Annotated in this window: 21 protein-coding genes; 8 read left to right on the top strand and 13 right to left on the bottom strand. The window is 65.8% G+C overall.

What is annotated here, in order from left to right; all coding sequences use genetic code 11:
- Positions 1-422: 422 nt before the first annotated feature.
- Positions 423-1,742 (bottom strand): MFS transporter, encoded by a 1,320-nt coding sequence (locus QO207_RS02955; RefSeq protein ID WP_301479383.1) that lies wholly within the window; start codon positions 1,740-1,742, stop codon positions 423-425.
- A gap of 258 nt (positions 1,743-2,000) precedes the next feature.
- Between QO207_RS02955 and QO207_RS02950 the strand changes: the two genes are divergently transcribed.
- Positions 2,001-2,405 carry an acyl-CoA thioesterase gene (locus tag QO207_RS02950; protein WP_017521585.1) on the top strand — a complete coding sequence of 135 codons (405 nt, stop codon included), beginning with the start codon at positions 2,001-2,003 and terminating at the stop codon, positions 2,403-2,405.
- Between the two features lie 52 nt (positions 2,406-2,457).
- On the opposite strand, the gene betA is transcribed toward QO207_RS02950, so the two are convergent.
- From betA to betI, 3 genes are all read right to left on the bottom strand, one after another.
- Positions 2,458-4,140 carry a choline dehydrogenase gene (gene betA, locus QO207_RS02945; protein ID WP_301479381.1) on the bottom strand — a complete coding sequence of 561 codons (1,683 nt, stop codon included), beginning with the start codon at positions 4,138-4,140 and terminating at the stop codon, positions 2,458-2,460.
- A gap of 128 nt (positions 4,141-4,268) precedes the next feature.
- The gene (gene betB, locus QO207_RS02940; protein WP_301479379.1) at positions 4,269-5,741 is read right to left on the bottom strand and encodes a betaine-aldehyde dehydrogenase; all 1,473 of its coding nucleotides are present in this window, start codon (positions 5,739-5,741) and stop codon (positions 4,269-4,271) included.
- A gap of 46 nt (positions 5,742-5,787) precedes the next feature.
- Positions 5,788-6,381: a transcriptional regulator BetI gene (gene betI / locus QO207_RS02935; protein WP_301479377.1), complete on the bottom strand. Its 594-nt coding sequence runs from the start codon at positions 6,379-6,381 to the stop codon at positions 5,788-5,790.
- A gap of 367 nt (positions 6,382-6,748) precedes the next feature.
- On the opposite strand from betI, the gene QO207_RS02930 reads away from it, so the two are divergent.
- Positions 6,749-7,309, top strand: a complete 561-nt coding sequence (locus QO207_RS02930) for an HdeD family acid-resistance protein (protein WP_301479375.1) — start codon at positions 6,749-6,751, stop codon at positions 7,307-7,309.
- The gene (locus tag QO207_RS02925) at positions 7,302-7,472 is read left to right on the top strand and encodes a hypothetical protein (protein ID WP_301479373.1); all 171 of its coding nucleotides are present in this window, start codon (positions 7,302-7,304) and stop codon (positions 7,470-7,472) included. The genes QO207_RS02930 and QO207_RS02925 overlap by 8 nt, the downstream gene beginning before the upstream one ends.
- A 1-nt stretch (position 7,473) precedes the next feature.
- Here QO207_RS02925 and QO207_RS02920 read toward each other — a convergent pair whose 3' ends face one another.
- Both QO207_RS02920 and QO207_RS02915 read right to left on the bottom strand, forming a co-directional pair.
- Complete coding sequence (locus QO207_RS02920) at positions 7,474-8,685, bottom strand: YeeE/YedE family protein (RefSeq protein ID WP_301479371.1); 1,212 nt, start codon at positions 8,683-8,685, stop codon at positions 7,474-7,476.
- A 209-nt stretch (positions 8,686-8,894) separates the two neighbouring features.
- Positions 8,895-10,355, bottom strand: coding sequence for a PLP-dependent aminotransferase family protein (locus QO207_RS02915; RefSeq protein WP_301479369.1), 1,461 nt, complete (start codon positions 10,353-10,355; stop codon positions 8,895-8,897).
- A 116-nt stretch (positions 10,356-10,471) separates the two neighbouring features.
- On the opposite strand from QO207_RS02915, the gene QO207_RS02910 reads away from it, so the two are divergent.
- From QO207_RS02910 to QO207_RS02900, 3 genes are all read left to right on the top strand, one after another.
- Positions 10,472-10,921 (top strand): GNAT family N-acetyltransferase, encoded by a 450-nt coding sequence (locus tag QO207_RS02910; RefSeq protein WP_301479367.1) that lies wholly within the window; start codon positions 10,472-10,474, stop codon positions 10,919-10,921.
- A gap of 12 nt (positions 10,922-10,933) precedes the next feature.
- Positions 10,934-11,614 carry a GNAT family N-acetyltransferase gene (locus tag QO207_RS02905; protein ID WP_301479365.1) on the top strand — a complete coding sequence of 227 codons (681 nt, stop codon included), beginning with the start codon at positions 10,934-10,936 and terminating at the stop codon, positions 11,612-11,614.
- Positions 11,615-11,695: 81 nt separating this feature from the next.
- The gene (locus tag QO207_RS02900) at positions 11,696-12,607 is read left to right on the top strand and encodes a D-hexose-6-phosphate mutarotase (protein ID WP_301479363.1); all 912 of its coding nucleotides are present in this window, start codon (positions 11,696-11,698) and stop codon (positions 12,605-12,607) included.
- A gap of 246 nt (positions 12,608-12,853) precedes the next feature.
- On the opposite strand, the gene QO207_RS02895 is transcribed toward QO207_RS02900, so the two are convergent.
- From QO207_RS02895 to purE, 4 genes are all read right to left on the bottom strand, one after another.
- Complete coding sequence (locus tag QO207_RS02895) at positions 12,854-13,396, bottom strand: DUF3299 domain-containing protein (protein WP_301479361.1); 543 nt, start codon at positions 13,394-13,396, stop codon at positions 12,854-12,856.
- A gap of 84 nt (positions 13,397-13,480) precedes the next feature.
- Complete coding sequence (locus QO207_RS02890; protein WP_081519143.1) at positions 13,481-13,726, bottom strand: GlsB/YeaQ/YmgE family stress response membrane protein; 246 nt, start codon at positions 13,724-13,726, stop codon at positions 13,481-13,483.
- Positions 13,727-13,929: 203 nt separating this feature from the next.
- Complete coding sequence (locus QO207_RS02885) at positions 13,930-15,015, bottom strand: 5-(carboxyamino)imidazole ribonucleotide synthase (RefSeq protein ID WP_301479359.1); 1,086 nt, start codon at positions 15,013-15,015, stop codon at positions 13,930-13,932.
- An 8-nt stretch (positions 15,016-15,023) separates the two neighbouring features.
- Positions 15,024-15,515 (bottom strand): 5-(carboxyamino)imidazole ribonucleotide mutase, encoded by a 492-nt coding sequence (gene purE / locus QO207_RS02880; protein ID WP_184597688.1) that lies wholly within the window; start codon positions 15,513-15,515, stop codon positions 15,024-15,026.
- Between the two features lie 317 nt (positions 15,516-15,832).
- Here purE and adhP point away from each other — a divergent pair, with 317 nt between their 5' ends.
- Positions 15,833-16,867 carry an alcohol dehydrogenase AdhP gene (adhP, locus tag QO207_RS02875; RefSeq protein WP_301479357.1) on the top strand — a complete coding sequence of 345 codons (1,035 nt, stop codon included), beginning with the start codon at positions 15,833-15,835 and terminating at the stop codon, positions 16,865-16,867.
- A gap of 312 nt (positions 16,868-17,179) precedes the next feature.
- Here adhP and QO207_RS02870 read toward each other — a convergent pair whose 3' ends face one another.
- The gene (locus tag QO207_RS02870) at positions 17,180-18,094 is read right to left on the bottom strand and encodes a LysR substrate-binding domain-containing protein (protein WP_045214108.1); all 915 of its coding nucleotides are present in this window, start codon (positions 18,092-18,094) and stop codon (positions 17,180-17,182) included.
- Between the two features lie 211 nt (positions 18,095-18,305).
- Between QO207_RS02870 and QO207_RS02865 the strand changes: the two genes are divergently transcribed.
- Positions 18,306-19,730, top strand: coding sequence for an aspartate ammonia-lyase (locus tag QO207_RS02865; RefSeq protein ID WP_301479356.1), 1,425 nt, complete (start codon positions 18,306-18,308; stop codon positions 19,728-19,730).
- A gap of 561 nt (positions 19,731-20,291) precedes the next feature.
- On the opposite strand, the gene QO207_RS02860 is transcribed toward QO207_RS02865, so the two are convergent.
- The gene (locus QO207_RS02860) at positions 20,292-20,588 is read right to left on the bottom strand and encodes a cell division protein ZapA (RefSeq protein WP_301479354.1); all 297 of its coding nucleotides are present in this window, start codon (positions 20,586-20,588) and stop codon (positions 20,292-20,294) included.
- On the bottom strand, positions 20,585-20,815 hold the full coding sequence (locus tag QO207_RS02855) for a hypothetical protein (RefSeq protein WP_301479352.1): 231 nt from the start codon (positions 20,813-20,815) through the stop codon (positions 20,585-20,587). The genes QO207_RS02860 and QO207_RS02855 overlap by 4 nt, the downstream gene beginning before the upstream one ends.
- Between the last annotated feature and the right edge of the window lie 73 nt (positions 20,816-20,888).

Genomic DNA, 20,888 nt, shown 5'->3' with positions numbered 1-20,888 from the left:
ACACGAATTGCTTGATTCAACTTGTTAAAGAGCAGTTGGTTAAGGCTTTCGTCTCAACCGAGGCGCGCATTCTACGCTAACCTCTCTTTCCGTCAAGCTTTATTTTTCGAAAATTTCTTTTCTACTCAATCGCTTGTGCTTCAGCGAAGGAAACCTTCTCATCAGCGGGAGGCGCATTCTACAGCGATCAAACCCACTGTCAAGCACCTCGGCGATCTTCCTTTCAGCTCGCCGCCGAAGCAGCTACAGAAGGCGGCAAGTGAATCACCTGCCTGACCACCACTCTCATCTTTGAATCTCTGTAAGTACTTGATTTTCAAGTTCTTTCAGCGCTTCGTCGCTGGGAGTGGTGCGCATTATAGGGAGTTTAAATTGGCCGTCAACGACTAATTTAATCTTTCTGCAAAAAACTGTCCGCCTGATCAGTTTATCGCCATTTCCCGGCCTGCCAGCCGCCGTTCCTGGCGCAGCAGGTAGGCTCCCACCAGCAGGCCCACCACGCACAGGGCTACTACATAGTAAGCGGGGCCCAGCGGGTCTTCCTTCATAAGGAGGGCAACCACCATCGGGGTCAGGCCGCCGAAGATGGCGTAAGCCAGGTTGTAGGAGAAGGACAGGCCGGTGAAGCGCACCACCGCCGGGAAGGCGTTGACCATCACATAGGGCACCGCGCCGATGACGCCGACGCACAGACCGGTGACCGCATACAGCGGGAACAGCCAGTCCGGGTGCGCCTTCAGGCTGGTGTAGAAGGTCCAGGAGACGACGCCCAGCAGGATGCTTCCATATATAAAGGTGCGACCCGCACCGAAACGGTCGGCCAGGCGCCCGGACAGGATGCAGCCGACACTCAGGCAGACGATGGCCACGCTATTGGCCTTCAGCGAAGTCGCCGCGTCGAAGCCATAGACAGTCTGCAGCACTGACGGGGTCATCAGGATCACCACCACGATGCCGGCAGACAGCACCCAGGTCAGCAGCATGGACAGCACGATGGCCGGGCGGTGCTCGCGCACCACGACACCCAGCGGCACTTCCTCGGCCAGTTGCTTGCGCAACTGCAGTTCAGCGAACACCGGCGTCTCGTGCAGCCAGCGGCGCAGGTAGACGGAGAACAGACCGAAGATGCCGCCCAGCAGGAACGGGATACGCCAGGCGTAGCCCTGCACTTCCTCGGCGCTATAGACGCTGTTGATCAGGGTCGCCACCAGCGAACCGATGAGGATGCCCGCGGTCAGACCCGACGTGAGCGTGCCGCAGGCATAGCCCACGTGACGATGGGGGACGTGCTCGGCGACGAACACCCAGGCGCCCGGCACTTCGCCGCCGATGGCCGCGCCCTGGATGACGCGCAGCAGCAGGAGCGCCAGCGGTGCCCAGATGCCGATCTGCGCGTAGGTCGGCAGCAGGCCCATGATCAGCGTGGGCACGGCCATCAGGAAGATGCTCAGGGTGAACATCTTCTTGCGGCCCAACAGGTCGCCGAAGTGCGCCATGACCACACCACCCAGCGGACGGGCCAGGTAGCCGGCGGCGAACAGACCGAAAGTCTGCAACTGGCGCAGCCAGTCGGGCATGTCGGCGGGGAAGAACAGCTTGCCGACCACGGTGGCGAAGAACACGAAGATGATGAAGTCGTAGAACTCCAGGGCGCCGCCCAGGGCGGACAGCGAAAGAGTCTTGTAGTCGCTGCGGGTCAACGGACGTGACGCGGGCGCGGCAGGAGCGTTCACAGAAGGCATGGTGCTTGTTATCTCTGCAGGCAAGGAAGCTGCGGCCGGCAGCCGCAGGTGCCGCACCATAGCAAATTGCGCGGAAGCGACACAGCGGCCGCGCCCGCGGCAATTTCTCGAAATCCCGCGGTGTCGCGCTGGCCCTCCCTCTATATAATGCGGGCAGGCCGATCAAAAGCTGTCCCAAGGCCTTGCGCCGGCAGGTGTCTTGGGAGAGTTTTTCCATACCCTCACCATGAGTACGCCGGGGGCACGAGGCCCTTACCTATGATCGAGCTCGAACAAGAAGATCCCATCCCGCAAGGCGACCTTGCCTTGCAGATCACCGCCCTGCCGCGCGAGACCAACGGCTTTGGCGACATCTTCGGTGGCTGGCTGGTGGCGCAGATGGATCTCGCCGGAACCGCCATGTCCAGCCGCATTGCCGGAGGCCGCGTGGCCACGGTAGCCATCGACCGCATGGCCTTCCTGGTGCCGGTCGCTGTCGGCGCGCAGCTCTCCTTCTATACCCAGACCCTGGAGGTCGGCCGCAGCTCGATCCGCATGCTGGTCGAGGTATGGAGCGACGATCCGCTGTCCAGCGAATGGCGCAAGGTCACCGAGGCGGTGTTCGTCTTCGTCGCCATCGACGGCAGCGGCCGCACCCGCCCGGTTCCTCCGCGTCGTGGCTGAAAACTGAAAACGCCGGCGCTCTCGCCGGCGTTTTCGTCTTTGGCTTTCGGAATCAGCGCTGCGGCTTTCCGCGTACCGGTGCACCTTCGGCCTTGAAGTAGTCGGCGGTGCTGCGCGGCAGCGACGGGCGACCGCGCACCTTATCGGCGAGCTTCTCGGCCATCATGATAGTGGTGGCGTTGAGGTTGCCGGTGATGATCAGCGGCATGATCGACGCGTCGATCACCCGCAGCCCTTGCATGCCGTGCACACGGCCTTCGCCATCGACCACCGCCATGTCGTCGTCGCCCATCTTGCAGGAGCAGGACGGGTGGAAAGCCGTTTCCGCGTGCTCACGGACAAAGGCATCCAGGTCGGCGTCGCTCTGCTTGTCCAGGCCCGGACTGATCTCGCGGCCGCGATAGGGGTCGAGTGCCGGCTGGTTCATGATCTCGCGGGTGATCCGGATGGCGTCGCGGAATTCCTGCCAGTCCTGCTCGCAGGACATGTAGTTGAACAGGATGCTCGGGTGTTTGCGCGGATCGCGGGAGGTCAGGTTGATCCGCCCGCGGCTGGGAGAGCGCATGGAGCCGACGTGGGCCTGGAAGCCGTGCTCGCTCACCGCATTGCTGCCGTTGTAGTTAATTGCCACCGGCAGGAAGTGGTACTGGATGTTCGGCCACTCGAATTCCTCACGACTGCGGATGAAACCGCCCGCCTCGAACTGGTTGCTCGCGCCCAGCCCGGTACCGAGGAACATCCACTCCGCACCGATCTGCGGCTGGTTCCACCATTGCAGCGCCGGATACAGCGACACCGGCTGCTTGCAGGCGTACTGCAGGTACATCTCCAGGTGGTCCTGGAGGTTCTGACCGACGCCGGGCAGGTCATGCACGACCTCGATGCCCAGGTCACGCAGCAGCGCGGACGGGCCGACGCCGGAGCGCTGCAGCAGTTGCGGAGAAGCGATGGCACCCGAGCACACCAGCACTTCGCGGCGTGCGCGGACTTCCTTCAGCGCGTTGTCATCGCCATGCAGATAGGTCGCGCCGATGGCGCGCTTGCCGGTGAAGAGGATGCGGTCGGTCAGCGCATGGGTGACGATGGTCAGGTTGGGCCGCTCGCGGGCCTGGTCCAGGTAGCCACGGGCAGTACTGGCGCGACGACCCTGCGGGGTGACGGTGCGGTCCATCGGACCGAAGCCTTCCTGCTGGTAGCCATTGAGGTCTTCGGTACGCGGGTAACCGGCCTGCACGCCGGCCTCGACCATGGCGTGGAACAGCGGGTTGTTGCCGGCCTTGGGCGTGGTGACGCTCACCGGGCCGTTGCCGCCGTGGTAGTCGTTGGGGCCGATGTCGCGAGTCTCGGCCTTGCGGAAGTACGGCAGGCAGTCCAGGTAGGTCCAGTCTTCCAGGCCCTTCTCCTGCGCCCAGCCATCGAAGTCCATGGCGTTGCCGCGGATGTAGCACATGCCGTTGATCAGCGAGGAGCCGCCCAGGCCCTTGCCGCGCCCGCACTCCATGCGGCGGTTGTTCATGTACGGTTCGGGGTCGGTCAGGTACGCCCAGTTGTAGCGGCGCCCTTGCAGCGGATAGGCCAGCGCCGCCGGCATCTGCGTGCGGAAGTCGGCGCGGTAGTCCGGGCCGCCGGCTTCGAGCAGCAGGACGCTGACGTCGGCGTCCTCGGTCAGGCGGGTAGCCAGTACGTTACCGGCGGAACCGGCGCCGATGATGATGTAATCGTATTCCTGGGACATGCAGGCCTTCCTCTTTTTCAGGCACGACACCGCCCGCGACGCGTGCGCGCCGGTGTCTGCGTGTTGGGAATGGCCGGTGGTCAGGGAGTCATGCCTGCGACCGGCCTTTCATGGCTCGATCGCGGCGATCAGAACACCGAGGTGTAGTCGCCCAGCTCTACCTGTACGGATTTGATGCGAGTGTAGTGAGCCAGGGTGGTCAGGCCGTTCTCACGACCGACACCCGATTGCTTGTATCCGCCAACCGGCATCTCGGCCGACGACTCGCCCCAGGTGTTGATCCAGCAGATGCCTGCTTCCAGGCGGTGGATCGCCCGGTGCGCGCGGGCCAGGTCCTGGGTCACGACGCCGGCGGCGAGGCCGTACTCGGTGTCGTTGGCGCGGCGGATGGCTTCGTCTTCGGTGTCGTAGACGAGGATGCTCATGACCGGCCCGAAGATTTCCTCGCGGACGATGGTCATGTCGTCACGGCAGTCGGTGAACACGGTCGGCGCGACGTACGCGCCCTGGCCGAACTCGCCCTGGGTGACGCGCTCGCCACCGCACAGCAGGCGGGCCTTCTGTTCCTTGCCGGACTCTATATAGGAGAGAACGCTCTCCATGTGCGGGAAGCTCACCAGCGGGCCGAAGTTGGTGTTCTCGTCCTGCGGGTTGCCCAGGCGGATGCGCTTCACACGCTCCAGTACCTTGGCCTCGAAGCGTGCCTGCAGATTGCGCGGGATGAACACGCGGGTGCCGTTGGTGCAGACCTGGCCGGAGCTGAAGAAGTTGGCCATGACGGCGATGTCGGCGGCGCGGTCGAGGTTGGCGTCCTCGAAGATGATCAGCGGCGACTTGCCGCCCAGTTCCATGGTGACTTCCTTGAGCGAGGAGCTCGAAGCGCTGGCCATGACCTTCTTGCCGGTAGCGGTGCCGCCAGTGAAGGAGATCTTCTCGATCACCGGGTGCTCGGTCAGCCACTGGCCGACTTCGCGGCCACTACCGGTGAGCACGTTGAACACGCCATCGGGCAGGCCGGCTTCGGTGTAGACCTCGGCGAGTTTCAGCGCGGTCAGCGGGGTGACCTCGCTGGGCTTGAAGATCATCGCGTTGCCGGCGGCCAGGGCCGGGGCGGATTTCCACAGGGCGATCTGGATCGGGTAGTTCCAGGCGCCGATGCCGGCGACCACGCCCAGCGGCTCGCGGCGGGTATAGACGAAGCTGGTGTCGCGCAGCGGGATCTGTTCGCCCTCGATGGCGGGCACCAGGCCGGCGTAGTACTCGAGCACGTCGGCGCCGGTGACGATATCGACGAAGCGGGTCTCGGCCAGCGGCTTGCCGGTGTCGAGGGTTTCCAGCTCGGCGAGTTCGTCGTTGCGCTCGCGGAGGATGTCCACGGCGCGGCGCAGGATGCGCGAACGCTGCATGGCGGTCATTGCCGCCCAGACTTTCTGCCCTGCCACCGCCGCCTGCACGGCGCGCTCGACGTCTTCCTTCGAAGCGCGTTGTACCTGGGCGAGGACTTCACCGTTGGCCGGATTGATGGTCTCGAAGGTGGCGCCGCTGGTGGCTTCCACGTAGCGACCGCCAATGTAGAGCTTCTGTACTTCGAATCGAGCCATGGTGCGGTGGTCCTCTCTTGTCGGTGTCAGCGCAAGGCTGCGCCCGCTATCCGGGGCGCTTGGCCAGTTGTTGGTCGAGGTAGTCGTAGGCAATCGCCAACGCCTGCTCGGTGTCGAAGGCATCGCCCGAGAGCGCGCCCCGCAGCCAGAGACCGTCGATCAGCGCGGCCAGCCCGCGAGCGGCGCTGCGGGCCTGGGCCAGCGGCAGTTCGCGGCGGAACTCGCTGCACAGGTTCGAATACAGCCGGTGGTCGTTGATCCGCTGCAGGCGGCGCAGCTGCGGCTGGTGCATGCTGCTGGCCCAGAACGCCAGCCAGGTCTTCATGGCCGGGCCGTTGACCTGGGAGCTATCGAAGTTGCCGGCGATGATGGCCCGCAGGTGCGAGCGCGGTTCGTCGTTGCGCAAGGTAGCGCGGCGCTCGGCGACAGCCTTGCTCAAGGCCGACATCAAATGTCGCATCGTCGCGTCCAGCAGCCCGTTCTTGTCCTGGAAGTAGTGGCTGATGATGCCGTTGGAGACCCCCGCCAGGCGGGCGATCAGGGCGATGCTGGCGTCGCTCATGCCCACCTGGTCCACCGCCTCGAGGGTCGCGTGGATCAGCTGGGAGCGGCGAATCGGCTGCATACCGACCTTGGGCATTTTTCAATCTCCTCTTCGCCGGGCGTACCTGTGCCGTCCGGCGATAATGTGGGCCAGTCTATTCGTTTTTTATTGAACGCTCAATCAACTAAGAATATGCTGCGTTGCATCAACTCCTCCGAGGCGCCCGCATGGCGGGGCCCGTGCCGTTCATCGCTACGCCACATTCCAACCCGCAAGGATCGCAGAATCCGCGCCGGATGTGTCGCAGCCGCTCTCCCCGGTGACGTCGCCTGACGGCACCTGCCCGTTGCGACGGGCTTTTTACAGCCCGGCCCGTGCCGGGCTTTCTTTTGCCCCATGTCAGGGCCTGCACCGCGCGCCAGCGACTATGGTTTCAGCCATACCCCTCGCGAGGATTGCCGCCATGTCGCAACACCCGCTCTGGCAGGCCCTGGGCCGCCACTGGAAATGGATCGCCCTGCGCGGCGTCGCCGCCCTGCTGTTCGGCATCCTGGCCATGGTCTGGCCGGGCATTGTGCTGACGGTGATGGTGCTGTTCTTCGGCGCCTACGCCCTCGTCGACGGCGTGTTCACCCTGATCGCCGCCACGCAGATGCGCGAGTCCGGCCGACCCTTGTGGCCACTGGTGCTGGTGGGGCTGCTCGGGATCGCCGCCGGACTGGTCGCCTTCCTCTGGCCGCAGCTGACCGCGCTGGGCCTGCTGATGCTGATCGCCGGCTGGGCGCTGGTGATGGGCGTGCTGCAGATCATTGCCGCGATCCGTCTGCGCAAGGCGCTGCAGAACGAATGGTGGCTGGGGCTCTCCGGCGCGGTGTCGGTGCTGTTCGGCGTGCTGATGATCGGCAATCCGGGGGCCGGTGCAATTGCCGTGGCCTGGGTGATCGGCGCCTACTCGGTGTTCTTCGGCGTCCTGCTGATCCTGCTCGCGGCGCGCCTGCGCAAGACTTCCACCTTCAATGCCTGAGGAGCGCGACTGGTGCCTGCTGCGCCTGGACGACAACGGCAACCGCTTCGTCATGCGCCGCCAGCTGAGCCGCGCCGAGGCAGAAGCTCTGGCACGGGACTACCAGGCTCGCGGCCACCGGCAGACTTACTGGGCGGAGCGCGAGGCGCCCCGCCCGGCCTGACTCAGCAGCCGGTCAGGCGCTCTTCCACCCGCTCGGCGGGGAAGAAGATCGGGCGCAGACGCACACCCATCGCGTTACCGAAGAACGCCGCCACCAGCCACAGCCAGCCGTGCAGGCTGCCGGAGGCAATGCCGCTGAAGTACGCGCCGATGTTGCAGCCATAGGCCAGGCGCGCGCCGTAGCCCAGCAGCAGACCACCGATCACCGCCGCAACCAGCGAGCGCGCGGGAATCTTCAGGCTCGGTGCGAAGCGACCGGCAAGGCCGGCGGCCAGCAGCGCGCCAATCATGATGCCGAAGTCCATGACGCTGGTGACGTCCTGCCACACCGGAGCGGCCAGCGCCTTGGCGTTGGCTTCGACTTGCCAGAAGGCCCACTGGTCGACGGCGATGCCGAGGCTTTCAAATGCCTTCGCGCCCCACAGCGCAAAGGCCGAAGTGACACCCCACGGGCGTCCGGCCAGCGCCAGGGTGGCGAAGTTCAGCAGTGCCAGCGCCACCGCACCCCACACCAGCGGCCAGGGACCGCGGAAGAACCGGCCGATGCCTTTCTCGCCGTTGCTGGCGATCAGCTCCAGCACGCCATGGCGGCGGCGCTCCAGCACCACGCTGACGGCGGCGATGGCAGCGAACAGCGCCAGGCTCAGCGCCAGCGCCGGGAACAGGCCGAGCGACTGCACGATGGAAGTCGGCGGCAGCGACGGCAGGGAGAACCACCAGCCGATGTGGTGAGTGGCAACCACCGAGCCGACGATGAAGAACAGCAGTGTCACCAGCATCCGCGCGTTGCCACCACCGACGGTGAACAGCGTGCCGGAGGCGCAGCCGCCGCCCAGTTGCATACCGATGCCGAAGATGAAGGCGCCGACTATGACCGACGTGCCGGCCGGCGAGACCAGCCCCTTCACCGGTTCGCCGAATAGCGTGCCGGCAGCCAGCGCCGGGAAGAACAGCAGCACTGCCAGCGCCAGCATCACCATCTGCGCACGCAGGCCGGCGCCACGGCGCTCACGGATGAACACGCGCCAGGCGGACGTGAAGCCGAAGGCCGCGTGGTAGAGCGTCAGCCCCAGCGCACCGCCGACCAGGAACAGCAGCGCCTGCCGGCCGCTCACCACCTGGGCGAGGAACAGCGCGCCCGCCAGCAGCAGGAGGAATGCGACCCAGGGCGCCGTGGACTTGCGCTCGGGGACGGTGGACAGGGCTAGGCTCATGGCGGCTCCGGGGTATTTTCGAGAGGGGCGATATTCTAGGGAGCGTAGTGCCTCCCGCCAACTTCGTAAGGCAGCTAAGGAAATAGCCGGAAGTTACAAGCCTCCGGTAAAACCACAGTCGCCCGTAGGGCGGATAACGCCCCAAGCGTTATCCGCCGCCCCACTGCGCCGGAGCTCGGACGGCGGATAACCGTGAACGGTTATTCGCCCTACGCTCGTGCCCAGGCCTTGCGCAGGGCCTTGAGCGCTTCAGCGATCCGCGCCTCCGGCACCGCCGCGAAGCCCAGCACCAGTCCGGCGCGCTGGTCCGCCGGCTCGACGGACTCCGGCAGCCAGTAATCGCTCAGGGCATTCACCTCCACCCCAACCGCCGCTGCGCGCTGCACCAGTTCCAATTCGCGCTGACGGCTATCGACGCGCACGCACAGGTGCAATCCCGCTTCCACCGCCGGCATCGGCGCGCAGCCGGCAACCTCCGGCCAGCCGCGCAGCAGCGCATCGCGGCGACTACGCGCGGCCCGGCGCATCCGCCGTACATGGCGCTGGAAATGTCCTTCGCTGATGAAGTCCGCCATCACCCGCTGTGTACCGACCTCGGAATGCCGCACATCCAGCGCGCGGCGGCGGGCGAAGGCCTGCGCCAGTGCCGGCGGGACGACCAGGTAACCCAGGCGCAAAGCGGGAAAGGCGATCTTGCAGAAGGTGCCGACGTAGAGCACGCGGTCATGGCGATCCAGCGCCGCCAGCGGCATCAGCGGCGTCCCGCTGTAGCGGTACTCGCCGTCGTAGTCGTCCTCGACTATCCAGCCGCCGCTGCGCTCGGCCCATTCCAGCAACTCCAGGCGCCGCGCCAGCGACAGGGTCACGCCGGTGGGGTACTGGTGCGAAGGCGTGACATAGACCAGCCGGCAATCCGGCAACTGCTCCAGCTGCGCCGTACACAGGCCATCGGCATCCACCGGCACCCCATGCAGGCGCGCGCCTGCCGTGGCGAAGGCATGGCCGGCAGCGCGGTAGCCGGGGTTCTCGATGGCCGCGCCATCCCCCTCGGCGAGCAGCACCTGGGCGCACAGCGCGATGCCCTGCTGGGCGCCGCTGGTGATGATGATCTGCCCGGCGTCGCAATGCAGGCCACGGGTGGTGCGCAGGTAGGCGGCGACCAGTTCGCGCAGGCGCTGCTCGCCGGCCGGATCGCCGTAGCCCAGGCAGTCCAGCGGCGGATCGCGCCAGAAGCGCGCCTGTAGCCGCGCCCAGGTATCGAAGGGGAAGAGGTCGAAGGCCGGCACGCCGACCCGGAAAGCCCGTGGCGCGCCAGTGGGCGGCAGCGGCAGATGGTGCCGCGCAAGGCGCTCCAGGGAGGGTGCATCCGCGCTGCGGGTTTCGCTGCGCACGGCGTCGACCGAGGGCTGCACACGCTCCGCCACGTAAGTGCCATCCCCGGTGCGGCCTTCGATGTAGCCCTCGGCGTAGAGCTGCTCGTAGGCGCGCACCACGGTATTGCGGGAGACCCCCAGCGATGAAGCCAGGTCGCGGCTGGCCGGCAGCCGCGAGCGGGCCGCCAGGCGCCCGTCGAGAATGCGCTCGCGCAACGCCTGGAACAGCTGTACGCCCAATGGGCGAGCCGGATCGAGGCGGATACCGGAGGGGTTGAAGGGCAACGGGACGCTCATGGAGACGGCTTCCAGACGGCGGCAATGGTTCCCTTGATTTCACCATGAATGGCTCTTTAGCAGAACCAATTCCCGACCTAGTCTGGAAGCATTCCAACGCACAAAAGGTTGTCAGCATGTCTTCCTCCATCGAGATCCGCCCGGTCAGCGCCGCTGATCACGCCGCCTGGCTGCCGCTCTGGCAGGGCTACCAGCGCTTCTACAAGACCACCATCGACGAGGCCACCACGGCCGTCACCTGGCAACGCTTCCTCGATGCGGCCGAACCGATGCACGCGGCCCTCGCCTGGCGCGATGGCGTGGCCATCGGCATGGTGCACTTCATCTACCACCGTTCCTGCTGGACCCAGGGCGACTACGTCTACCTGCAGGACCTGTACGTTGCCGAAGGCCAGCGCGGCGGCGGCATCGGTGCGCAGCTGATCGAACACGTCTACGCCGACGCCCGCGCCAACGGCGCCTCGCGGGTGCACTGGCTGACCCACGAGAGCAACACCGACGCCATGTTCCTCTACGACCGGATCGCCGACTGCTCCGGGTTCGTCCAGTACCGCAAGATTCTCTGAGCCGGAGCGCCCATGAACGACCAACCCCTGCTGAACTGGCGCCCCGCCGCCAGCCCCGAACGCCGCACCCTGACCGGCCGCACCATCAACCTCGTAGCGCTGGACGTCGCCGTGCATGGCGACGACCTGTGGCAGGCACTGCAAGGCCCGGATTCCGACCCGGTGCTGTGGGACTACCTGCCCTACGGCCCTTTCCCCGAGCGCGCGCCCTTCGACACCTGGCTCGCCGGCAACGCGGCTAGCAACGACCCACTGTTCTTCGCCGTGATCGACCGTGCGAGCGGCCGCGCAGTCGGCCTGCTCAGCTACCTGCGGATCTTCCCGAAGGACGGCAGCATCGAGATCGGCCACATCGCCTACGGCCGGGTGATGCAGCGCTCGCCGGCCTCCACCGAGGCGGTCTACCTGCTGGCGCGCTGGGCCTTCGAGATGGGCTACCGGCGCCTGGAATGGAAGTGCAACGCGCTCAACGCCCGCTCCATGCGTGCCGCCGCGCGCCTGGGCTTCACTTTCGAAGGCACCTTCCGCCAGGCCACGGTGGTCAAAGACCGCAACCGCGACACCGCGTGGTTCTCCATCATCGACAGCGAATGGCCGCGCTGCCAGCGGGCCTTCGAACGCTGGCTGGACGCGTCGAACCTTGATGCCGACGGTCAGCAGCGCGAACGCCTCGAAGACCTGCGCCAGGGCTGATCTTTTCATTCTCCGGGAACTGCCTGCTGCGCAAAGGATCGGTGATACTGACTCTTTCGCAGCGCAGTCCCGGAGACCACCATGAGCAGCGACATCCAGACTCCCCGCGTCGAACAGGTGCAGATCGACCAATTGCCCTGCTGGCGCATCCATACCGCCCATGGTGAAGCCCTGATCGCCCAGCAGGGTGCGCAGTTGCTGAGCTACCAGCCCCACGAACAGCCGCCGCTGGTGTGGCTGAGCGAAACCGCCGAATACCGCCACGGCCAATCCCTGCGCGGCGGCGTGCCGGTGTGCTGGCCGTGGTTCGGCAACCTGGAGCGCAACCCGGTGGAAATTCGCACCGCCTACCAGGGCGACAAGGCGCCGGCCCACGGCCTGGTGCGCGCGGTGGACTGGCAGCTGGACGACATCGCTGACGAACTGGGCCAGCTCTCCGCGCACTTCAGCTTCGATGCGCGCAACGGCCTGCCCGGCTGGCCGCACTCGGCGCGGCTGGAACTGGTGATGCGCTTCGGCGAGCGCCTGACCCTGGAAATGACCACCCACAACCTGGGTGACGCACCGCTGCCGGTCAGCCAGGCGCTGCACACCTATTTCGCCGTGGGTGATGTACGTCAGGCCAGCATCGACGGACTGCAAGGCTGCCGCTACGTGGAAACCCTGGAGAAGTGGGAGCTGCGCGACCAGCACGGCGTGGTGCGCATCGCCGGGGAAACCGACCGCATCTACCTGGACGTAGAGAAACCGCTGGTGATCCGAGATCCGGCCTGGGAGCGCGGCATCCACATCCAGGCCAGCGGCTCGCGCTCCGCGGTGGTGTGGAACCCGTGGATCGACAAGGCCGCGCGCCTTTCGCAGTTCGAGGACGACGCCTGGCAGGGCATGCTCTGCATCGAGACGGCGCGGGTATGGGACGACGTGATGAGCGTGGCGCCGGGGCGCAGCGAGACCATGAAGGTGGAAATCTGGGGCGAGCCGCTGGAGGTGTGATCTCCCCGTAGGGCGCATAACGCGCCAGCGTTATCCGCCGCAGGCGATCCGGCGGATAACCTGTTCCAGGTGATTCGCCCTACGCTCCTGCTGCCTGACGCCTTTTCTTCGTTGTAGGAGCGAGCTTGCTCGCGAACCCGCCCGACTCCGGAGCGGCCGGGAAATGCGTTCGCGAGAAAGCTCGCTCCTACAGTCTGAGCCTATCGCGGACAAAGTCCGCTCCTACGCTGGGTTCACGAGATGGCGTTACAGGTCGCTCTCTTCCACCGGGCGTACCTTGGCGTCGTCGATGGCGTAGGCCGCATCGGCCAGGTCATTGCTGACCTTCTCCACCTTCAGCGTGCCGCTGACCCAGATCGGGTTGTAGATATCGTCGATCTTGATGCCCTTGGGGTAGCGCACCAGCACGATCTGGTTCGGCGGCGGCGGCGGCACGTGGATGCAGGCGCCCGGATAGGGCACCAGGAAGAACTCGGTGACACGGCCCTTGGCGTCGTTCTCCAGCGGCACCGGATACCCGCCCAGGCGCAGCGCCTTGCCATTCAGCGCGGCCACGGTTTTCGTGGAATACATAACCTGCGGCAGCTTCTTGTCGTGCTGCTTGAGGCCGCCCTTGCTGTCGAAGGTGCCGTTGGCCTCGGGGCCGTTATGGGTGATTTCCGGCATATCTTCCAGCGCCTTGCGGTCGCTCGGCGGCATCAGGGACAGCCAGTCGGTTTCGGGGAGTTCGGCGGCGGACGCCAGGGAAGTCAGCAGTATCAGACAGCAGGCGAGCAATGGTCGGCGCATCGTGGACTCGAAGGGCCCGGTCGGGCACAGGCGGGAAATTCCTCCAGCACCCTCCCCCATGCGGGAGAGGGCCGGAAATCACCGTCAATTCTTCTTGATCAGGCCGTAAATGACCAGCAGCACGATGGCGCCGATCACCGCGCCGATGAAGCCTGCCGCCTGGCCGGCCGCGTAGATGCCGAGTGCCTGGCCGCCGTAGGTGGCAAGCAGCGAGCCGCCGATGCCGATCAGGATGGTCATGATCCAGCCCATGCTGTCGTCGCCTGGCTTCAGGAAGCGTGCGATGAGTCCGACGATCAGGCCGATGACGATGGTTCCGATGAAGCCCATGACAGTCCCTCCTTGTGGGATATGCGCGGTGGGTTCGCGCGTGTCATGGGACAGTGTAGGAAAGCCTCGCGTTCCGTGTATTCCCGCGCGCCAGAGCGACCTGGAGTGTTTCGCGAGCCTTACAGCAGTCTGCCGATCGCCCATGAAAAAAGCCGCGTCAGCGATTGACGCGGCTTTCTGCTGTCACCCGGATCGAATGGCCGTCAGGCCTTGGCGATCAGCGCTTCCACCTCGGCGATGCGCGCCTTCAGGGTCGGCAGGTCGGCGCTGCGCAGGGTGGCGTGGCCGACCTTGCGCCCGGCCTTGAAGGCCTTGCCGTAGTGATGCAGGTGGCAGTCGGCGATGTTCAGCACCTCGGCCACCGGCGGCACTTCGCCGATGAAGTTGAGCATGGCGCTCTCGCCCACTTTCGCGGTCGAGCCCAGCGGCAGGCCGGCGATGGCGCGCACGTGGTTCTCGAACTGGCTGCACTCGGAACCTTCGATGGTCCAGTGGCCGGAGTTGTGCACGCGCGGGGCGATCTCGTTGGCCTTCAGGCCGCCGTCGACTTCGAAGAACTCGAAGGCCATCACGCCAACGTACTGCAGCTTGTCCAGCACGCGGCCGACATAGTCTTCGGCCAGCGCCTGCAGCGGGTGGTCGGTGCTCGCCACGGAAAGGCGCAGGATGCCGTTCTCGTGGGTGTTGTGCACCAGCGGGTAGAAGCGGGTTTCGCCATCACGGGCGCGCACCGCCACCAGCGACACTTCGCCGGTGAAGGGCACGAAGCCTTCGAGGATGCACGGCACGCTGCCCAATTCGGCGAAGGCGCCGCTGACGTCCTCGGCCTTGCGCAGGACCTTCTGGCCCTTGCCGTCGTAGCCCAGGGTGCGGGTCTTCATCACCGCCGGCAGGCCGATGCTGGCCACCGCGGCGTCGAGGTCGGCCTGGGACTGCACGTCGGCGAAGGACGGCGTCGGGATGCCCAGGTCCTTGAACATGGACTTCTCGAACCAGCGGTCGCGGGCGATGCGCAGCGACTCGGCGTTCGGATAGACCGGCACGAACTGCGAGAGGAAGGCCACGGTCTCGGCCGGCACGCTCTCGAACTCGAAGGTCACCAGGTCGACTTCATCGGCCAGCTGGCGCAGGTGGTCCTGGTCGCTGTAGTCAGCACGGATGTGCTCGCCCAGGGCTTGCGCGCAGGCGTCCGGCGCCGGGTCGAGGAAGGCGAAGTTCATGCCCAGCGGGGTGCCCGCCAGGGACAGCATGCGGCCCAGCTGGCCGCCACCGATGACACCGATCTTCATGGTCGTACTCAGGCCTCGCGCGGATCGGGATTGTCCAGCACCGTCTCGGTCTGGTTGGCGCGGAACTGCTTCAGCGCCTCGTGGTATTGCGGGTACTTGGCGCCCAGGATGCTGGCGGAGAGCAGGGCTGCGTTGGTCGCGCCGGCCTTGCCGATGGCCAGGGTGGCCACCGGGACGCCCGCGGGCATCTGCACGATGGACAGCAACGAATCGACGCCCGAGAGCATGGAGGACTGCACCGGCACGCCGAGGACCGGCAGGTGGGTCTTGGCGGCGCACATGCCCGGTAGGTGAGCGGCACCGCCGGCACCGGCGATGATCACTTCGATGCCGCGGCCATCGGCCTCTTCGGCGTACTGGAACAGCAGGTCCGGAGTCCGGTGGGCGGAAACCACCTTCACTTCATACGGAATGCCGAGCTTGTCCAGCATGTCTGCGGTGTGGCTCAGGGTGCTCCAGTCGGATTTGGAACCCATGATCACGCCAACCAGTGCGCTCATCGTCGTGCCTCTCTCAAGTGCGCTCTTGGGCGCGTCAGAAACCAACAAGCCACGACTCCGTGAGGGCGTGGCTTGTACGTGGCCAAACCGGCGGGCAGTGCCGGCTTGAAGGCGGCGCAGTATACCGCAAAGGATGTGGCGCAGTGCACTGTGCGTGACCGTTGGTCCCGATTTCGTCACTGGCCGATTGAAACGCCCTGCAGCGACTTCGGAAAAGCTTGCCGCAGCTCAAGATGGCCTAGGCTCACAGGCTCAGACTCGTCTGACACGACCAGCCCGGATGGGGCTGATCCCTCACCCTTCAAGGAGCGAGCGCAATGTCCACGACCCTGCCCACGACCATGAAAGCCGCTGTCGTCCACGCCTTTGGCGAGCCACTGCGGATCGAGGAAGTCAAAGTCCCGCTGCCCGGCCCCGGGCAGATCCTGGTGAAGATCGAGGCGTCCGGCGTCTGCCACACCGACCTGCACGCAGCCGAAGGCGACTGGCCGGTGAAGCCGAGCCTGCCGTTCATTCCCGGCCATGAAGGCGTCGGTTTCGTCGCCGCGGTCGGCGCCGGCGTCACCCGTGTGAAGGAAGGCGACCGCGTCGGCGTGCCCTGGCTGTACACCGCCTGCGGCTGCTGCGAACACTGCCTGACCGGCTGGGAAACCCTTTGCGAGAGCCAGCAGAACACCGGCTACTCGGTGAACGGCGGCTACGCCGAATACGTGCTGGCGGACCCCAACTACGTCGGCATCCTGCCCAGGGACGTCAGCTTCATCGAGATCGCGCCGATCCTCTGCGCGGGCGTCACCGTCTATAAAGGCCTGAAGGAAACCGGCGCGCGTCCCGGCCAGTGGGTAGCGATCTCCGGCATCGGCGGCCTCGGCCACGTCGCCGTGCAGTACGCCAAGGCCATGGGCCTGCACGTGGTGGCAGTGGACGTGGATGACGCCAAGCTGGAACTGGCCCGCAGCCTGGGCGCCAGCCTGACGATCAACGCGAAGACGGAAGACCCGGTGCAAGTGGTGCAGCGCGATATCGGCGGCGCCCATGGCGTGCTGGTCACCGCTGTATCCAACAGCGCCTTCGGCCAGGGCATCGGCATGGCCCGTCGCGGCGGCACCGTGTCGCTGGTTGGTCTGCCGCCGGGTGATTTCCCCACGCCGATCTTCGACGTGGTGCTCAAGGGCCTGCACATCACCGGCTCCATCGTCGGCACCCGCGCTGACCTGCAGGAAGCCCTGGACTTCGCCGGCGAAGGCCTGGTGAAGGCCACCGTCGCCTCCGGCAAGCTGGACGACATCAACGCCATCCTCGACCGCATGCGCGCCGGACAGATCGAAGGGCGGATCGTGGTCGAGATGTAGGGCTCTGCGCGGGGTGAACGCTTACCCCGCGCCATTCAGAAACCTTTGTTCCAAACTGAAACCCTGCACGAGGGCCTGCCCTCTCCCTAACCCTCTCCCTGAAGGGAGAGGGGACCGTTCGGTGCGAGCTGATGACAAGGCGTCAGCCGGTACGACCTGCGCCCCCTCCCTTAAAGGAGAGGGAAATCCGGGCGCGGAATCCCAGAAGAAGACAGTCGCTTCTGACCGTCAGAACGCCACAGTGATCGAGCACTCGAACTGCCGCGGCTTGGGCCATGGCCACTTGAAGATCGTGCATCTCCGCCCCGCGGATCAGGGTGTCTCGTCGAGGCCCAGGCCGCCTTCCAGCTTGCGCCAGAGCAGGCGGATCTGCGCCTTGCGCACCAGGGCGCAGCGGTACAGGCGGATTTCCTGCGGGACGATCCAGTGCGGGCCGCCGCACAGCGCCAGTTCGCCACGGGCCAGTTCCGACTCCATGCTCAGGCGCGGCACCCAGGCCACGCCCATGCCCTGCAGCGCCATGCTCTTCAGGCTGTCGGCCATTGCCGTCTCATAGACGGTGGTGTAGCGCAGGTTGCGCTGGCGCAGCAGCAGGTTCACGCCGCGACCAAGGAAGGCGCCGGCGCTGTAGGCCAGCAGCGGCACGCTCTGGCCGCTGTCCAGGTCGTAGAGCGGCACCCCGGCGGAGTTCACCGCGCATACCGGCAGCATCTCGGTACGGCCCAGGTGCAGCGAGGGGAAGACCTCCGGGTCCATCTGCAGCGCAGCGTCCGGGTCGTAGAAGGCCATCATCAGGTCGCAGCCGCCTTCGCGCAGCAGGTGCACCGCCTCGCCGACGTTGGTGGCCACCAGGCGGCTGGCGATGTTCAGGCCTTCGGAGCGCAGACGTGAAATCCACGCTGGGAAGAAGCCCAGCGCCAGGGAGTGCGCGGCGGCGAACTGCAGCACCTCGCCCTGCCCGCCTTCCAGGTGGTGCAGGTGGCGCACCACCTGGCCGAGCTGCTCGACCACCGCGCGGGCGGTGACCAGGAACAGCTGGCCGGCCTCGGTCAGCTCGATGGGCGTGCGCTGGCGGTTCACCAGGGTCAGACCGAGGGCGTCCTCCAGGCTGCGGATACGCCGGCTGAACGCGGGCTGGGTGACAAAGCGCTTTTCCGCGGCCTGGGAAAAACTGCGGGTGGTGGCCAGGGTGCTGAAGTCTTCCAGCCATTTGGTTTCGAGGTTCACGTCAACTCCAACGCTGTCACACGCTGATCGATTGGTCAGGAGCCGGGCGCGCGTAGCACAGTCATACGCTCGCCGTCATCAATTCGTCACAGGGTACATTATGCCGTTCGTGCATGAGGCAGCCTTTAACAGCATTGGCCGACGAAAGGCGAAATCCCTAGTCTACCGGGCATCGCGGCACTGGCCGTGTTCCTTTGAGACAATCTCTGTCATGTCCCCTGTTGCATCGTTCCGCATCGAGAAAGACCTCCTCGGCACCCTCGAAGTACCTTCTGAAGCCTACTTCGGCATTCAGACCCTGCGCGCTGTGAACAACTTCCGTCTCTCGGGCGTGCCGCTGTCGCACTACCCGAAGCTGGTCGTCGCCCTGGCGATGGTCAAGCAGGCGGCAGCCGATGCCAACCACAAGCTCGGCCACCTGCCGGCAGACAAGCACGCCGCCATCAGCGAAGCCTGTGCCCGTCTGATCCGCGGTGACTTCCACGACCAGTTCGTGGTGGACATGATCCAGGGTGGCGCCGGCACCTCCACCAACATGAACGCGAACGAAGTGATCGCGAACATCGCGCTGGAAGCCATGGGCCACACCAAGGGTGAGTACAAGTACCTGCACCCGAACAACGACGTGAACATGGCGCAGTCGACCAACGACGCGTACCCGACCGCCATCCGCCTGGGCCTGCTGCTCGGCCACGACACCCTGCTGGCCAGCCTCGACAGCCTGATCCAGGCCTTCGCCGCGAAGGGCGTCGAGTTCGCCAGCGTACTGAAGATGGGCCGTACCCAGCTGCAGGACGCGGTGCCGATGACCCTCGGCCAGGAATTCCACGCCTTCGCCACTACCCTGGGCGAAGACCTCGACCGCCTGCGTCGCCTGGCGCCGGAACTGCTGACCGAAGTGAACCTCGGCGGCACCGCGATCGGCACCGGCATCAACGCCGACCCCGGCTACCAGAAGCTCGCCGTCGAGCGCCTGGCTGAAATCAGCGGTCATCCGGTCGTCCCGGCCGCCGACCTGATCGAAGCGACTTCCGACATGGGCGCCTTCGTGCTGTTCTCCGGCATGCTCAAGCGCACCGCGGTCAAGCTGTCGAAGATCTGCAACGACCTGCGCCTGCTGTCCAGCGGCCCGCGCACCGGCATCAACGAGATCAACCTGCCGCCGCGCCAGCCGGGCAGCTCGATCATGCCGGGCAAGGTCAACCCAGTGATCCCGGAGGCGGTGAACATGTGCGCCTTCGAAATCATGGGCAACGACCTGGCGCTGACCATCGCTGCCGAAGGCGGCCAGCTGCAGCTGAACGTGATGGAGCCGCTGATCGCCTACAAGATCTTCGACTCGATCCGCCTGCTCCAGCGCGCCATGGACATGCTGCGCGAGCATTGCATCACCGGCATCACCGCCAACGTCGAGCGCTGCCACCAGCTGGTGGAACACAGCATCGGCCTGGTCACCGCGCTGAACCCGTACATCGGCTACGAGAACTCCACCCGCATCGCCAAGATCGCGCTGGAAACCGGCCGCGGCGTACTGGAACTGGTTCGCGAGGAGAAGCTGCTGGACGAAGCCACGCTGGCCGACATCCTGCTGCCGGAAAACATGATCGCCCCGCGCCTGATTCCGCTGCGCGCCTGATCACCCGCCCGGTGCGAGCCGGGCACGTCTCACCGGTTGAGGGGGAGTACTCCTTCCTCACCTTTCAGGGATTGGTTACCCCCACTCCCTTCTTTTATGCCCGGCGCGGCGGACTTGTCCGAAGCGCCACGTCTCACCGGTTGAGGGGCCTTCTGGCCCACTCTCCTTTAGAAGGGACACCGCTTACCCCGGTGTCCCCTTTTTTTGCCTGCGATTTGGGTACGTCCAGAGATTGGACGCCCGCTCTCACTGGATATTTCTGAGCTCGGATCGGCCCTCACCCTAACCCTCTCCCAAAGGGAGAGGGGACTGTTCGGCGCAGGATGAGGCCATGGTGTCAGCCAGCACAATCTGCCCCCTCTCCCTCCGGGAGAGGGCTGGGGTGAGGGGAAGCCGCAGGCACGGAATCACCCGTGACAAGACGACATCGGCATAGGGCGCATGGGAGCGGACACTGTAGGAGCGAGCTTGCTCGCGAACACGATCTCACCTCGGTAGTGCCGGTGCAGAATTAGGTTCGCGAGCAAGCTCGCTCCTACAAAAAAGCAGAGACGCGCGGGATCAGTCCTGGCTTTGCAGGTGATCGCGAATCCGGCGGTTGAGGGCGGCGATACGCTCCACGGCGTCCGCCTCGTCGCACTCCTCGTCCTGCGCGCCGAGCTGGCGGGCACAGAGATTGAGCGCGGAGAGCACCATCAGCTCATTGCTGGTGACGTAGGGGAATTTTTTCTTGCTGGCGGTGATCTCCGCCTGCAACAGCGCGGCCGCGTCCTGCAGCCGGCGCTCTTCACCGGCCGGCGCCCGGACGCTGTACTCGCGCCCGAGGATGCGCAGGACGCGGACGCCGTCGCCACTCATGCGTGGGTGCGGCTGTCGCTGACGCGGCGGATCAGGGCCTGCAGGCGGGTAGCCGTGGCGTTGTGCTTCTCTTCCTGCTCCATCAGGGACAGCTGCAGACTGTCGTTTTCCTCACGGGCCTTGAGCAGCTCTTCACGCACCTGGGCGTTGTCCTGCACCAGCACTTCATTCTGCTGCAGCAGTTCGGCGACCAGCTGTTCAAGTTGTTCGAGGGTGGAATCGAGCATGGGAGCCTCCGCAAAGCCTTTCAAAGGGTGCGGAGGATAAAGAAAGGGGCGCCTGGGGGCCAGCAGAAACGCA

This window comes from Pseudomonas sp. CAN1, assembly GCF_030462585.1.
Lineage (GTDB): Bacteria > Pseudomonadota > Gammaproteobacteria > Pseudomonadales > Pseudomonadaceae > Pseudomonas.
This window is presented reverse-complemented; position numbering and strand designations above follow the sequence as displayed.

Bases quoted from the DNA above. Each gene is read 5' to 3' on its own strand.
- QO207_RS02905 (WP_301479365.1), top strand. From the start codon at position 10,934: ATGAACGACCAACCCCTGCTGAACTGGCGCCCCGCCGCCAGCCCCGAA.
- betB (WP_301479379.1), bottom strand. From the start codon at position 5,741: ATGGCTCGATTCGAAGTACAGAAGCTCTACATTGGCGGTCGCTACGTG.
- QO207_RS02860 (WP_301479354.1), bottom strand. From the start codon at position 20,588: ATGAGTGGCGACGGCGTCCGCGTCCTGCGCATCCTCGGGCGCGAGTAC.
- QO207_RS02885 (WP_301479359.1), bottom strand. From the start codon at position 15,015: ATGAAGATCGGTGTCATCGGTGGCGGCCAGCTGGGCCGCATGCTGTCC.
- QO207_RS02950 (WP_017521585.1), top strand. From the start codon at position 2,001: ATGATCGAGCTCGAACAAGAAGATCCCATCCCGCAAGGCGACCTTGCC.
- QO207_RS02855 (WP_301479352.1), bottom strand. From the start codon at position 20,815: ATGCTCGATTCCACCCTCGAACAACTTGAACAGCTGGTCGCCGAACTG.
- QO207_RS02895 (WP_301479361.1), bottom strand. From the start codon at position 13,396: ATGCGCCGACCATTGCTCGCCTGCTGTCTGATACTGCTGACTTCCCTG.
- QO207_RS02930 (WP_301479375.1), top strand. From the start codon at position 6,749: ATGTCGCAACACCCGCTCTGGCAGGCCCTGGGCCGCCACTGGAAATGG.
- QO207_RS02955 (WP_301479383.1), bottom strand. From the start codon at position 1,742: ATGCCTTCTGTGAACGCTCCTGCCGCGCCCGCGTCACGTCCGTTGACC.
- purE (WP_184597688.1), bottom strand. From the start codon at position 15,515: ATGAGCGCACTGGTTGGCGTGATCATGGGTTCCAAATCCGACTGGAGC.
- QO207_RS02920 (WP_301479371.1), bottom strand. From the start codon at position 8,685: ATGAGCCTAGCCCTGTCCACCGTCCCCGAGCGCAAGTCCACGGCGCCC.
- QO207_RS02925 (WP_301479373.1), top strand. From the start codon at position 7,302: ATGCCTGAGGAGCGCGACTGGTGCCTGCTGCGCCTGGACGACAACGGC.
- QO207_RS02865 (WP_301479356.1), top strand. From the start codon at position 18,306: ATGTCCCCTGTTGCATCGTTCCGCATCGAGAAAGACCTCCTCGGCACC.
- betA (WP_301479381.1), bottom strand. From the start codon at position 4,140: ATGTCCCAGGAATACGATTACATCATCATCGGCGCCGGTTCCGCCGGT.
- QO207_RS02915 (WP_301479369.1), bottom strand. From the start codon at position 10,355: ATGAGCGTCCCGTTGCCCTTCAACCCCTCCGGTATCCGCCTCGATCCG.
- QO207_RS02890 (WP_081519143.1), bottom strand. From the start codon at position 13,726: ATGGGCTTCATCGGAACCATCGTCATCGGCCTGATCGTCGGACTCATC.
- betI (WP_301479377.1), bottom strand. From the start codon at position 6,381: ATGCCCAAGGTCGGTATGCAGCCGATTCGCCGCTCCCAGCTGATCCAC.
- QO207_RS02900 (WP_301479363.1), top strand. From the start codon at position 11,696: ATGAGCAGCGACATCCAGACTCCCCGCGTCGAACAGGTGCAGATCGAC.
- QO207_RS02910 (WP_301479367.1), top strand. From the start codon at position 10,472: ATGTCTTCCTCCATCGAGATCCGCCCGGTCAGCGCCGCTGATCACGCC.
- adhP (WP_301479357.1), top strand. From the start codon at position 15,833: ATGTCCACGACCCTGCCCACGACCATGAAAGCCGCTGTCGTCCACGCC.